The organism is Micromonospora fulviviridis (assembly GCF_014648395.1).
In the GTDB taxonomy this organism is placed as follows: Bacteria; Actinomycetota; Actinomycetes; order Mycobacteriales; family Micromonosporaceae; genus Micromonospora; species Micromonospora fulviviridis.
Genome location: NZ_BMRA01000011.1, coordinates 142,722 through 154,894, shown reverse-complemented (window position 1 = coordinate 154,894; position 12,173 = coordinate 142,722). Strand labels below are relative to the sequence as shown.

Sequence of the window (12,173 nt, the reverse complement as noted above, 5' to 3'; positions counted from 1 at the left end):
CGTACCGGAATTTCTGCGCGCGAGGCGCGACGGCGGGGCCCGGCGTACGGCAGGATGCCTCTCCATGAGCACCGAGTCGACGGCAGGCATCGACGAGAACGGGTCCGACCGGCAACTCCAGCTCGGGGCGCCCGCGGCCGCGCGACGACCGGGAGCCGTCGTGGACCACCCGTCCCGCTCGGACGGCTTCGTCCGCGGCGCCGCCGAGCTGGTCGGCGGCCCGCTGGGTGACCACGCCGTCGCCCTGGACCGGCCCGCCGGCCGGGAGGGCCGGTTCTGGACCGCGGCGCGGATCGTGCTGGCCCTGGTCTGCCTGACGCTGGCCCTGCACTGGGTGCAGAAGTCGCCCTGCCAGGACGGCGCCTGGCAGAACAACGTCCAGTACACCCGGATGTGCTACACCGACGTGCTGGCCCTCTACTACGCCGAGGGGCTCAACGAGGGCAAGGTCCCCTACGCCGACCACCCGGTGGAGTACCCGGTGCTGACCGGCTACTTCATGGGCGCGCTCGGCCTGCCGGTGCACGCCCTCGGCGTGGACAACCCCGGCATCAACCAGGGGCAGTGGTTCTACAACCTCAACGCGCTGGTGCTCAGCGCGCTCGCCGTCGCCACCGTCGCGGTGATCCTCAGCCTGCGGCGCCGGCGACCGTGGGACGCGGCCCTCTTCGCGCTCTCACCGGCCCTGGTGCTCACCGCCACCGTCAACTGGGACCTGCTCGCCGTCGGGCTGGCCGCGTTCGGGCTGCTGGCCTGGGCGCGTACCCGACTGGACCTGGCCGGTGTCCTGCTGGCCGGTCTGGCCGGGGTGCTGCTCGGGCTCGGCGGCGCGGCGAAGATGTGGCCACTGTTCATACTCGGGCCGATCCTGGTGCTCGCGATCCGCGCCGGCCGCATCCTGCACGCCGGCGTGTCCGTCGGCGCGGCCGCGCTGACGGTGGTGCTGGTGAACCTGCCGGTGGCGATCCCCTACCCCGAGAGCTGGGGCAGGTTCTTCGACCTGAACACCACCCGGCCGATCGACTGGGGCACGCTCTGGTACATCGGGCGCTACCTCGACGGCCGGGTCAGCCCCTCCGCGCCCGGGGACCTCGGGCCCTTCGAGTGGCTGAACGCGCACATCTCCGCCCTCAACTGGCTGTCGTACCTGCTCTTCGGCCTGGCCTGCCTCGGCGTGGCCGCGCTGGCGCTGCTCGCCCCGCGCCGGCCCCGGCTCGCCCAACTGGCCTTCCTGGTGGTCGCCGCCTTCCTGATCTTCAGCAAGGTCTGGTCCCAGCAGTTCGTGCTCTGGCTGCTCCCGCTCGCGGTGCTCGCCCGGCCGCGCTGGGGCGCGTTCCTGGCCTGGCAGGTCGCCGAGGTCTGCTACTTCGCCGCCTTCTACGGCGAGCTGCTCGGGGCGGCCACCACCCGGCCGGTCTTCCCCGAGGGCGTTTTCGTGCTGGCCGCCAGCCTGCGCCTGATCACCGTGGCGGTGCTCTGCGGCTTCGTGATCCGGGACATCCTGCGCCCCGAGCGGGACGCGGTGCGGGACACCTACGCCGACGACCCGGACGGCGGGGTGCTCGACGGCGCCGAGGACGCGCCCTGGTATCAGCGCTGGCGGCACCGATCCGCCGCCGTCGACCGTCCCGCCGAGCCCGTCACCGCCTGACCGGAACCCCGGTCAGAGGCGGTAGACCACCGCGTCGCCGACCTCTTCCCGGGTCACGCCCAGCCCGTCGACCGGCCGGTCGAGCATCCCCTCCCACGGGGTGCCGCCCAGCCGGTCGCGGAGCACCACCACGTTCTTCACGCCCATCCGGCGCAGGTAGTCGACGCTGCCGAAGTCGGGGAAGCCGACCGTGGCCTCGCGTACCTGGGCCTGGGAGTTCGGGGTGAAGCCGCTGCCGCCGTTGACCATCCGCTGGAACCGGTCGGTCGACCAGAGCATCACCGGCTGGTCCAGGTTCTGGCTGCTCGGCAGCACCAGCATCGGGCCGTCCACGGTGCGCATCACCGCCGGCTGTCGCGGCGCCACCGGGTGTGGGGTGACGTTCAACCCCTCCACCACGACCAGCAGCAGCGGCACCAGGGTGGCCAGCCGCAGCCACGGGCCCGGCCACGGCGGGACCCGCTCGGCGGCGAGCTCGCGTACCCGGGCGCAGAACGCCGTCACCGCGCCGGCCGCGAGCAGGCCGAGCAGGAGGGTGGTCCAGAGCATCATCCGGCCCGGCGTCCGCAGCCCGTTCCAGCCCGGCAGGTGCTCGAAGAGCGGCACGTAGGTGAACCGGCCGTCGAGGAACCGGGTGCCCATGGCCAGCGCCATGGTGACCAGCACCCCGGCCAGCAGGAAGAGCCGGTGGCGGACCCGCCAGACCGAGAAGAACAGCCCGCCGGCGGCCAGCGCGTAGAGCACGAAGCCCGGCAGCAGGGTCATCTCCGGGTGCCAGGGCAGCACGGCCCGGGCCCCCTCGTGCAGCTCACCCCAGATCCGCGACTCGGCGGGGGCGGTGAAGAACCCGCTGGCCGGCGGCGAGTAGAGCTGGATCTCGCCCAGCGTCCTTGCCGCGTTCGGGTGCAGCTCCGCCACCTTGAAGTACGGCACGGCCAGCGCGGCGCCCACCATGGCGAAGACCAGCCCGCCGAGCAGGTCGGCCAGGAACAGCCGCCGGCCGAACGGGCGCTTCACCCGACGCCGCCGCACGAACCAGACGACCGCCGAGACCAGCACGACACCGGCCAGCAGGTACGCGAACGGCAGCCCGATGCCGAAGCCGAGGCTGAGCTGCCAGGCCGCCACCAGCCAGCCGGCGAACGCCCAGCCGGCGTGCCGGCGCCGCGGCCGGTAGCCGTGCCGCAGCGACCAGCCGTGACCCCGGGCCAGCATGGCCAGCGCCAGCGGGATGCCGCCGTTGGAGATGATGTGCAGGTGCCCGGCCTGGGCCAGCAGCCACGGTGCGTACGCGTAGCTGGCCCCGGCCACCGCGCCGCCGATCCGGCCCGCGCCGAGCTGCCGCGCCAGCGCGTACGCCCCGAACGTGGCGAGCGCGTGGGCCAGCACGAACATGATGTTGTAGCGCAGCAGGGCGTCCTCGGGGCCGGCCCCGATCATGCCGGCCGGGGCGTACCCGAGCAGGGTGTCGGAGAAGGCGAAGCTCCACGGCTCCGGGAAGAACGTGTTCGAACTCCACAGCTGCCCCGGGTCGGTCAGCAGGATGTGCCCGGACCAGGCAATCTGCCAGGACTGGAGGCTCGGGTCCCAGTAGTCCTGCGGCAGGGTGTAGCGCGGGTAGCGCAGCGTGGGCCAGGTCATCAGCACGGCCAGCGCCAGCGAGGCGACGGCGGCCAGGGTCCACTCGTGCACCAGGAACCGGCCCACCGCGCGGACCGCCCGGCGGGGCCGGGTGAGCACCGGGTCGGGGGCGGGACCGAACGCGGTCCAGGGGTCGCCCGGCTGCTCCCCGTCCTTGTCGCCGGTCTTCGCCTCGCCGTCGGCCTTCGCCCCGCCGTCTGTCCCGGCCTTGTCGTCGGTCCCGGCCTCGGCGATCTCGGCCTTGCCGGGCTCGGCGCTGCTGTCGGCCGCGCCGCTGTCGGTTCCGCTCTTGCCGGTCCCGCTCTTGCCGGTCCCGGCGTTGTCGTCGCTCCTGGCCTTGTCGCCGGTGTCGGCCCGGCCGTTGGTTCCGGCCTTGTCCGCCCCCGCGCCGTCCCCGCCGGACCGGGCGGCCGTGTCGCTGCCGCCCGCCGCGTCAGGCGCCGCGTCGGGCGGGGTGTCGCCGGTGGCCGGCCGCGCGGCGCTGCCGGCCCGGCCGCCGGCCGCGTCGGACTGCTCGGTGGTCATGCCGCGGCACCCAGCTGCCCGCGGAGGAAGGCGATGTCGGCGGCCTGGCCCTCGACGCCGCCCGGGGTTTCCACGATCACCGGCGCGCCCGCCGCCCGGATCACCGCGACCACCAGCTCCGGGTCGATCGTCCCGCCGGTCAGGTTGTCGTGGCGGTCCTGCCCGGAGTTGAACGTGCCCTTGGAGTTGTTCGCGTGGATCAGGTCGATCCGGCCGGTGATCGCCTTCACCCGGTCGACCAGCCCCAGCAGCTCCTCGCCCCCGGCGTGGGCGTGGCAGGTGTCGAGGCAGAAACCCACCTCGTAGTCGCCGAGCGCGTCCCAGAGCCGGGCCAGCGCGTCCAGGTGCCGGGCGCACGCGTTGTCGCCGCCGGCGGTGTTCTCGATCAGGATCGGGAGCGGGAACCCGCCGGAGTCCGCCGCGTACGCGAAGGTCTTCCGCCAGTTGTCGAAGCCGACGGCGAGGTCGTCACCGGCGTTGACGTGGCCACCGTGCACGATCAGCCCCCGGGCGCCGACCGCCGCCGCCGCGGCGGCGTGGCCGAGCAGCAGCTTGCGGCTCGGGATGCGGATCCGGTTGTTCAGGGTGGCCACGTTGATCACGTACGGCGCGTGCACGTAGAGGTCGACGTCGGCGGCGCGCAGGCGCTCGGCGTCCTCGCGCGGCTTCGGGGCCTTCCAGCCCTGGGGGTCGGCGAGGAAGAACTGCACCGCCTCGGCGTCCCGGGCGGCCGCCTCGGCCAGCGGGTCGGTCGGATCGACGTGGGCTCCGATTCGCATGCAGGGCAGCCTACGTCGCGCCTCCGACGCACGGGGTTCCCGCGCGCGGGGGTTGCGTGGTACGGATCGCGTCACCACCCGGCCCGGCGGTCGTTGTCCGAGGTGGGATCGATGGTCGACGCTCCGCCCGGACGCGGGTCCACAGCGCGTACGGGTGGAGGGGAGACCCCCGGCAACGGGACGCCCCGCCGTGCGGCCCGGCACGACGGGGCGGGATCCGCTCGTCAGACCCGACGGCTCGTCGCCCGAGCAGCTGGGGCGAATTCCTCCATTTCCCCCAAGAGGTGACGAGAGCCGTTGTATGGTCAGACCAGGTGACAACACGATAAAGCTCCGCGGGGCGTCCTCGATCCAACCTCATCGGTGTGGTCGTTCCTCCCCAGGTCCCACCCAAGGAATGCGGACGGGACGCCCCGCGGCCCTGTGGACAGGGGTCCACCTTCCGGTACGCGAGCCGGAGGTGGGCCCCTGTCGCCGCGCCCGGACGCCGTGGACGACCGGCCCGGGCATGATCGTCCGGACCGGGTATCCTGGTCCGGTTGTCCGCGTCCGGCCGGGTTCCCCCGGCACCGGTCACGGGCAGCGACGCACGACCTCCTGCCACGGAAGGACCGTGGCCGCTTAGCCCACAGGAGGTGAGCACGTCTTGCGTCATTACGAAGTCATGGTGATCCTCGACCCCAGCCTCGAGGAGCGCACCGTCGCCCCGTCGCTCGACACGTACCTGAACGTGATCCGGACCGCGGGTGGCTCGGTGGAGAAGACCGACGTGTGGGGCCGCCGGCGCCTCGCGTACGAGATCAACAAGAAGGCCGAGGGCATCTACGCCGTCATCGACCTCCAGGCATCGCCGGAGGCCGTGGCTGAGCTGGACCGTCAGCTCCGACTCAACGAGTCGGTGCTGCGCACCAAGGTCATCCGCCCGGAGATGCGCTGAGCATCTAGACCCGGCACGTCCGGATCAAGCCTCATCGACGCTGTCGGAGGGCTCTGAGAGCCTGTACGGCACAGAGATGAGTGCGCGAGGAGATGGTCATGGCAGGAGACACCACCATCACGGTCATCGGCAACCTGACCGATGACCCCGAGTTGCGGTTCACCCCCTCCGGGGCGGCGGTCGCCAAGTTCCGGGTCGCCTCGACGCCCCGCTTCATGGACAAGGCGTCCGGCGAGTGGAAGGACGGCGAGCCGCTGTTCCTCTCGTGCACGGTCTGGCGGCAGGCCGCCGAGAACGTCGCCGAGTCGCTGCAGCGCGGCGCCCGGGTGATCGTGTCCGGCCGGCTGCGTCAGCGGTCGTACGAGACGCGCGAGGGTGAGAAGCGCACCGTCATCGAGCTGGAGGTCGACGAGATCGGCCCGTCTCTGCGCTACGCCACGGCGAAGGTGCAGAAGATGTCCCGCTCGGGCGGCGGTGGCGGCGGCTTCGGTGGTGGTGGTGGCCAGGGTGGCGGCGGAGGCAACTTCGACGACCCCTGGGCCTCGGCTGCCCCGGCTCCCTCGCGCGGTGGTTCGGGCGGAAACTTCGACGAGGAGCCCCCGTTCTAATGGCGCCGAGCGCCCGCGATCGCAAACCAGGAGCAAGAGCAATGGCCAAGGCTGCGGCACTTCGCAAGCCGAAGAAGAAGGTGAACCCGCTCGACAAGGACGGGATCACCTACATCGACTACAAGGACACCGCGCTGCTGCGCAAGTTCATCTCCGACCGCGGCAAGATCCGCGCTCGGCGGGTGACCGGCGTGACCTCGCAGCAGCAGCGGCAGATCGCCCGTGCGGTCAAGAACGCCCGCGAGATGGCGCTCCTGCCGTACACGGCCACGACCCGCTGAGAGGAGGCACCGACATGAAGATCATCCTGACTCAGGAGGTGTCCGGCCTCGGTGCCCCGGGCGACATCGTCGAGGTGAAGGACGGCTACGGCCGTAACTACCTGCTTCCGCAGGGCTTCGCGATCGCCTGGACCAAGGGCGCGGAGAAGCAGGTCACGGTCATCAAGCGGGCCCGCGCGGCCCGGGAGATCCGCGACCTCGACCACGCCAACGAGGTCAAGGCCCAGATCGAGGGTCTGAAGGTCAACCTGAAGGCCCGCGCCGGCGACGGCGGCCGGCTCTTCGGCTCGGTCACCTCGGCCGAGATCGTCGACGCCGTCAAGGCGGCCGGCGGTCCGACCCTGGACCGTCGTCGGCTGGAGCTGCCCAGCCACATCAAGTCGCTCGGCGCCTACCCGGTCAGCATCCGGCTGCACCCCGAAGTGACCGCCAAGTTCGACCTGAACGTGGTCAAGGGCTGACACCCGACAGCACGACGGAAGGGCCCGCACCGACATTCGGTGCGGGCCCTTCCGCATGTCCGGAGGCGGACGCCGGTCGCCGCGTCACCCGATCGGCTGGCCCGTCACCGCGCTGATGATCACGGTGGACAGACCGCCACCCACCACGGCCGCCGCCAGCGCCACCGTCGCCGACCGCCAGGTCGTGCCGACCCGGCGCAGCACCACCGCCACCACGAGACTGCTCAGCAGCGCCAGCCCGAACCGCGGCGCGCCCGCCACCAGCGAGGCGACGGCGTGCGCCCGCGGCGAGTCACAGCCGCCCCCGGTGATGTCGGTGACGCACCCCGCCGGCGGCTGACCGTCGAGGAACAGCAGCCCGACGAAGAGCAGCAAGGCCGGCACCAGGTAGCACGCGGCCGTGTAGACCAGCGGCCGCAGCGGCCCACCCGGATCCGCGTCGAGCAGGTCGTCCTCCAGCCGGCGGCTCCACGACCCGCCGCCGATGGACTCCACCCGCTGCCGCAGCGTCGACCCGCCGGCCCGGCCCGCCCCCACCGGCTCCACCGGCTGGCGGCGCGGCGCCGGCCGCGGCGCGCTGTAGGCGACCATCGGCGACCGTGGGGCCGACGGCGGCGTCTCCGTCCAGCGCGGATCGTCACCGGCCAGCCGCGTCCCCGACCAGAACCCCTCGGCCCGCTCCGGCGACGCCCAGCCCTCCCGAGCCGGCGCAGGCGGCGCCGTCCGGTCCCACGCGTCGGCCTCCGCGTACCGGTCCCAGGCCCCGGTCTCCCGGACCCGGTCCCACTGGCCCGTGTCGGCGTACCGGTCCCACTGGCCGGTGTCCGTGAACCGGTCCCACTCGCCGGTCTGCTCCGTCCGGTCCCAACGGCTCTCCGCCTGCTCCCACCGGCCGCCGGCGGCGGGACGGCCCCACGCGTGCACGCCCGACGCGTCCCACGGGTCGACCGCCGGCTGCTCCGCCGGATCCGGCTCCGCCGCCCGGCCCCGCTCCCACGGGTCCACCGCCGGCCGCGACCACGAATCCGCCGCCGCGCTCCGGCTCCGCCGGGTCGGCCGCTCGGCGGCCCACCGGTCACCGTCGTCACCCGACGCCGGCGTTTCCTCCAGGCCCGACCAGGTCACCTGGGGTCGCCGGGTCGCCGCGCGTCGCGGCCGGCTCCGCGGGGCCACCCCGGAGACCGGCTCGCCCTCGATCCCGTCGGCGCGCCGGCTCCCGACGTACCCGTGGTCCTGCGGGGTTTCCAGGGTCCACTCGGCGGTGTGCTCTGACACCGGGCCGGAGCCGATGGCCCGCAGGTCGCGGCGGTCGTCCTCGCGGCGCCAGCCCGCGTCGGCCCGCCAGCCCCCATCCGGGCGCGGCGGCTCGACGTCCGCATCGTCGTCGGGAGCGGCGTGCCGGCCCCCGCCGTCGGCCCGGCGGATCCCGGACTCCAGCGCCCACCGGGGAAGATAGCTGTCGACCGGCTCGTCCTGGCCGCGCCCGACGGCACGCCGGCGGCTCGGTGTGCGGTAGCTGTCGGGGGCGGGCGACTCGACCGGGAGCGGATCGGCGGGAGCGTGCCAGGAGGCGCTCGGCCGGCGCTCGCGCGGGCTGTCCTCCCCGCTTCCCCAGTCCCGGTGTCTCACGGCCGGAGCGTGACCCTTCTCAACCGAAAGTGCAATCCGCTGTCCAGGTGTAGCCGTTCGCAGAGATAGTACGGGACGAACGTCGCCAAAGCTCGACCCGAAATCTTCCGTCCACAGGGTGGGGATCGCAAAACCGCAGGTCAGCGCCGAGTGGCCCGGAATTCCCCATCACTTATCCACACCCTGTGCACACCCTGCGCACATGCCTGTCCACCGGTGTCCACAGGTTGTCCCGAGGCTCGTCCACCGGTGCTGTTGAGGGGCTGAGCTCGGGTTCCGTATCGTGGCCCCCGACCGTCCGGGCGATGGCCCCCGACCGACCGGAGGGTCGTCGGAAGTTGTCACACCCCGGCGGTAGAGCTGGATCCGATCCGACGCAGCAAGGGGGGACCCGTGTCGGTCACCGACGAGACGCGCTCGGAGCGGGCCGGGGGGCAACCGCCCGCGCCCGCGCAGCGGGACGGCCAGTTCGAGAAGACCCCGCCCCAGGACGTGGCCGCCGAGCAGTGCGTCCTCGGGGGCATGCTGCTCTCCAAGGACGCCATCGCGGACGTCGTCGAGATCCTCAAGTCCAACGACTTCTACCGCCCGGTGCACGCCACCATCTTCGACGCGATCCTCGACATCTACGGCCGGGGTGAGCCCGCCGACCCGATCACCGTGGCCGCCGCGCTCGCCGACTCCGGCGACCTGGCCCGGATCGGTGGCGCGCCCTACCTGCACACGCTGATCGCCAGCGTCCCCACCGCGGCCAACGCGGCGTACTACGCCCGCATCGTCGGTGAGCGGGCGGTGCTGCGCCGGCTGGTCGAGGCCGGCACCCGGATCGTCCAGCTGGGCTACGGCACCGCCCAGGGCGGCAGCCGGGACGTCGACGACATCGTCGACCTCGCCCAGCAGGCCGTCTACGAGGTGACCGAGAAGCGGGTCAGCGAGGATTTCGCCGTCCTGGCCGACATGCTCCAGCCGACGCTCGACGAGATCGAGGCGGTGGGCGCCCAGGGCGGGGTGATGACCGGTGTGCCCACCGGGTTCAGCGACCTCGACCGCCTGCTCAACGGCCTGCACGCGGGTCAGCTCATCATCGTGGCCGGCCGGCCTGGTTTGGGCAAGTCGACCGCATCTATGGACTTTGCCCGAAACGCTGCTATCCGGGCCAACCAGGCGTCGGCGATCTTCTCGCTGGAAATGAGCAAGGTCGAGATCGTCATGCGACTCCTCTCGGCCGAGGCGCGCGTACCGCTGCACGTGCTGCGCAGCGGCCAGCTCTCCGACGACGACTGGACCAAGCTGGCCCGCTGCATGGGCGAGATCAGCGAGGCGCCACTCTTCGTCGACGACACGCCGAGCATGAACCTCATGGAGATCCGGGCCAAGGCGCGGCGGCTCAAGCAGAAGCACGACCTCAAGCTGATCGTGGTCGACTACCTCCAGCTGATGACCTCGCCGAAGCGCACCGAGAGCCGGCAGCAGGAGGTCGCCGACCTGTCCCGTGGCCTCAAGCTGCTGGCCAAGGAGGTCGAGTGCCCGGTGATCGCGGTGAGCCAGCTGAACCGTGGCCCGGAGCAGCGCACCGACAAGCGCCCGCAGCTGTCCGACCTGCGGGAGTCGGGCTCGATCGAGCAGGACGCCGACGTCGTCATCCTGTTGCACCGCGACGACTACTACGACAAGGAGTCGCCGCGGGCTGGCGAGGCGGACTTCATAATCGCCAAGCACAGAAATGGCCCGACCGACACGGTCACCGTGGCCGCGCAGCTGCACCTGTCCCGCTTCGTCGACATGGCGATCGTCTGACCCACAGCGGACGAGCGAGCCGTCAGCCGAGTAGCGGGAACCAGCCGGCTGCCTCGCCCAGTTCCCGCCGGTCGCGGTCGGTGAGCGGCACCCGGCCGGTGGCCTTGAGCAGGTAGTCCCGGTCGTCCCAGCCGGTCGGCCGGACCGCGTCGTCGCTGAGCAGCCCGTCCACGGTGGCCACCGCCACGCTGGTGGGGGCCGCGGCGGGGAGCGGGGCGTCGGGCAGGTCCACCACCAGGTCCAGGTGGTGGACGACCGCCTCGGTGGTCAGGGTGGCGAGGAAATCGGGTACGCGCAGGACGTGCCCCTGCGTGGTGACGTACCCGTCGGGGTCCGCGGCGGCGGCGGCCCGGACGGCGGCGGACGCGGTGTCGGACCAGATCCGCACCACGCCGCTGGGCCGGTCGAAGGCGGCGGCCGAGCGGCGCGCCCACCACGCGTGCTTCACGCTCGCCTCGTCGTCGCCGCCCGGGGTGAACGCGCGCCAGTAGCTGACGTCGTCCACGTCGGCCGGGCCGGGTGCCGGGCTGGCGAGGGCGACCAGCGCCCGTTGCGCGTCGCAGAGCACGTGGAAGAGCAGGTCGGCGACGAGCCAGCCCCGGCAGCGGGTGGGTCGTTGCAGGCCGGCGTCGTCGAGTCGGGTCACGACGGCGGTGATGCCGTCGTACGCCTGCGCCAGCGCCTCGTGCTGCCGGATCGCGGTCATGTCGAGCAGCCTGCCACGACGGGGCGGAGTCGGCACGACGGCGACGCCGGGCCGGTGGATCGCCGGCCCGGCGTGGCGACGGTCAGTCGAACAGTTCGCCGAGGAAGCCGCCGTGCTTCTTCTTGCGGCGGTAGTGACCGTGGTAGCCGTAGTGCTGCTGGCCGTGGCCGTACGCGGGCTGCGGGTAGCCGTGGCCGGGCGGCGGCGGAGGGGGCGGGGGGACGGCGCCGTAGCCGGGCTGGTGCGGAGCCGCGGCGGGCGGGGGTGGCGGGGGCGGGGTGTAGCCGCCGCCGGCCGGCGCGGCCTGCCGCGCGCCGTGCTGCTGGTTCCAGTTCGCCTCGGCCTCGAACAGCTTCTCGAGCTCGCCGCGGTCGAGGAAGATGCCGCGGCATTCGCCGCACTGGTCGATGACTACTCCGCTGCGCTCGTACTGGCGCATCTCTCCGTGGCATTTGGGACAGGTGAGCTGCATGACACCGAAGGTACCCGGTGGACTCACGCGGTGGCGGTGAGCGCCTGCGTCACCTCGTCGTCGGACACCTCGTGGAAGTCGTCGTAGTACGCCCCGACCGCGGCGAAGTCGGGTGGGATCTGGGCGCAGATCACCTGGTCGGCCTCGGCGGCGAGCATCTCGTACGCCTGGTCGGAGCCGACCGGGACGGCCACCACCACGCGGGCGGCGCCCAGGTGCCGGGCGACCTGCACGGCGGCGCGGGCGGTGGCGCCGGTGGCCAGCCCGTCGTCGACGATGACGGCGGTGCGCCCGGTCAGGTCGAGCTGCGGACGGCCGCCCCGGTAGAGCCGCTCGCGGCGGTCCAGTTCGGTCTGCTCGTTCCGGCGTACTTCGGCCCGCTCGTCCTCGCCGAGCCGGCCGGCGACCATCTCGTTGAGCACCTGCACCCCGCCGGGGCCGAGCGCGCCGTACGCCACCTCGGGCGCCCAGGGCACGCCGAGCTTGCGGACCACCAGCACGTCCAGCGGCGCGCCGAGCCGTTCGGCGATCACGCGAGCGACGGGTACGCCGCCGCGGACCAGCCCGAGGACGATGACGTCGGGTCGGCCGGCGAGGTCACTGAGCCGGTCGGCGAGCATCCGTCCCGCCTCGGCCCGGTCTCGGTAGGTGGTCATGCCTCAGGTCTACGCCCTCCGGCCGGGCCG

The 12,173-nt window shown here is 72.9% G+C and carries 12 protein-coding genes; 6 read left to right on the top strand and 6 right to left on the bottom strand.

What is annotated here, in order from left to right; translation table 11 throughout:
- Nucleotides 1-64 precede the first annotated feature (64 nt).
- Complete coding sequence (locus IEY96_RS26170; RefSeq protein ID WP_189197469.1) at nt 65-1,651, top strand: glycosyltransferase family 87 protein; 1,587 nt, start codon at nt 65-67, stop codon at nt 1,649-1,651.
- Nucleotides 1,652-1,663: 12 nt separating this feature from the next.
- On the opposite strand, the gene IEY96_RS26165 is transcribed toward IEY96_RS26170, so the two are convergent.
- Together IEY96_RS26165 and IEY96_RS26160 are read right to left on the bottom strand one after the other, a co-directional pair.
- Entirely contained in the window at nt 1,664-3,817 is a 2,154-nt protein-coding gene (locus IEY96_RS26165) for a hypothetical protein (protein ID WP_189197468.1), read from the bottom strand.
- Nucleotides 3,814-4,596 (bottom strand): deoxyribonuclease IV, encoded by a 783-nt coding sequence (locus IEY96_RS26160; RefSeq protein WP_189197467.1) that lies wholly within the window; start codon nt 4,594-4,596, stop codon nt 3,814-3,816. Before IEY96_RS26160 ends, IEY96_RS26165 begins: the two co-directional genes overlap by 4 nt.
- Before the next feature lie 646 nt (nt 4,597-5,242).
- Between IEY96_RS26160 and rpsF the strand changes: the two genes are divergently transcribed.
- The 4 genes from rpsF (at nt 5,243) to rplI (ending at nt 6,883) form a co-directional block, all read left to right on the top strand.
- Nucleotides 5,243-5,533: a 30S ribosomal protein S6 gene (gene rpsF, locus IEY96_RS26155; protein ID WP_046563719.1), complete on the top strand. Its 291-nt coding sequence runs from the start codon at nt 5,243-5,245 to the stop codon at nt 5,531-5,533.
- An 80-nt stretch (nt 5,534-5,613) separates the two neighbouring features.
- Entirely contained in the window at nt 5,614-6,141 is a 528-nt protein-coding gene (locus tag IEY96_RS26150) for a single-stranded DNA-binding protein (protein WP_018788497.1), read from the top strand.
- Nucleotides 6,142-6,182: 41 nt separating this feature from the next.
- A complete protein-coding gene (rpsR, locus tag IEY96_RS26145; RefSeq protein ID WP_013289355.1) occupies nt 6,183-6,422 on the top strand; it encodes a 30S ribosomal protein S18 in 240 nt (79 codons plus the stop codon).
- Nucleotides 6,423-6,436: 14 nt separating this feature from the next.
- Nucleotides 6,437-6,883, top strand: coding sequence for a 50S ribosomal protein L9 (rplI, locus tag IEY96_RS26140; protein WP_189197466.1), 447 nt, complete (start codon nt 6,437-6,439; stop codon nt 6,881-6,883).
- Between the two features lie 84 nt (nt 6,884-6,967).
- Here the strand turns inward: rplI and IEY96_RS26135 are convergent, their stop codons facing one another.
- The gene (locus IEY96_RS26135) at nt 6,968-8,512 is read right to left on the bottom strand and encodes a hypothetical protein (protein ID WP_189197465.1); all 1,545 of its coding nucleotides are present in this window, start codon (nt 8,510-8,512) and stop codon (nt 6,968-6,970) included.
- A 369-nt stretch (nt 8,513-8,881) separates the two neighbouring features.
- Here IEY96_RS26135 and dnaB point away from each other — a divergent pair, with 369 nt between their 5' ends.
- On the top strand, nt 8,882-10,309 hold the full coding sequence (dnaB, locus tag IEY96_RS26130; protein WP_505837900.1) for a replicative DNA helicase: 1,428 nt from the start codon (nt 8,882-8,884) through the stop codon (nt 10,307-10,309).
- Nucleotides 10,310-10,331: 22 nt separating this feature from the next.
- Here dnaB and IEY96_RS26125 read toward each other — a convergent pair whose 3' ends face one another.
- The 3 genes from IEY96_RS26125 to IEY96_RS26115 form a co-directional block, all read right to left on the bottom strand.
- Complete coding sequence (locus IEY96_RS26125; RefSeq protein ID WP_189197463.1) at nt 10,332-11,015, bottom strand: maleylpyruvate isomerase N-terminal domain-containing protein; 684 nt, start codon at nt 11,013-11,015, stop codon at nt 10,332-10,334.
- 82 nt (nt 11,016-11,097) lie between these two features.
- Nucleotides 11,098-11,487 carry a TFIIB-type zinc ribbon-containing protein gene (locus tag IEY96_RS26120; protein WP_189197462.1) on the bottom strand — a complete coding sequence of 130 codons (390 nt, stop codon included), beginning with the start codon at nt 11,485-11,487 and terminating at the stop codon, nt 11,098-11,100.
- A 23-nt stretch (nt 11,488-11,510) separates the two neighbouring features.
- Complete coding sequence (locus IEY96_RS26115) at nt 11,511-12,143, bottom strand: phosphoribosyltransferase (protein ID WP_189197461.1); 633 nt, start codon at nt 12,141-12,143, stop codon at nt 11,511-11,513.
- Nucleotides 12,144-12,173 lie beyond the last annotated feature (30 nt).

Excerpts from the sequence above, each read along its gene's own strand:
- IEY96_RS26120 (WP_189197462.1), bottom strand. The coding sequence starts at position 11,487 with ATGCAGCTCACCTGTCCCAAATGCCACGGAGAGATGCGCCAGTACGAG.
- IEY96_RS26170 (WP_189197469.1), top strand. The coding sequence starts at position 65 with ATGAGCACCGAGTCGACGGCAGGCATCGACGAGAACGGGTCCGACCGG.
- rpsR (WP_013289355.1), top strand. The coding sequence starts at position 6,183 with ATGGCCAAGGCTGCGGCACTTCGCAAGCCGAAGAAGAAGGTGAACCCG.
- IEY96_RS26160 (WP_189197467.1), bottom strand. The coding sequence starts at position 4,596 with ATGCGAATCGGAGCCCACGTCGATCCGACCGACCCGCTGGCCGAGGCG.
- IEY96_RS26125 (WP_189197463.1), bottom strand. The coding sequence starts at position 11,015 with ATGACCGCGATCCGGCAGCACGAGGCGCTGGCGCAGGCGTACGACGGC.
- IEY96_RS26115 (WP_189197461.1), bottom strand. The coding sequence starts at position 12,143 with ATGACCACCTACCGAGACCGGGCCGAGGCGGGACGGATGCTCGCCGAC.
- IEY96_RS26165 (WP_189197468.1), bottom strand. The coding sequence starts at position 3,817 with ATGACCACCGAGCAGTCCGACGCGGCCGGCGGCCGGGCCGGCAGCGCC.
- rplI (WP_189197466.1), top strand. The coding sequence starts at position 6,437 with ATGAAGATCATCCTGACTCAGGAGGTGTCCGGCCTCGGTGCCCCGGGC.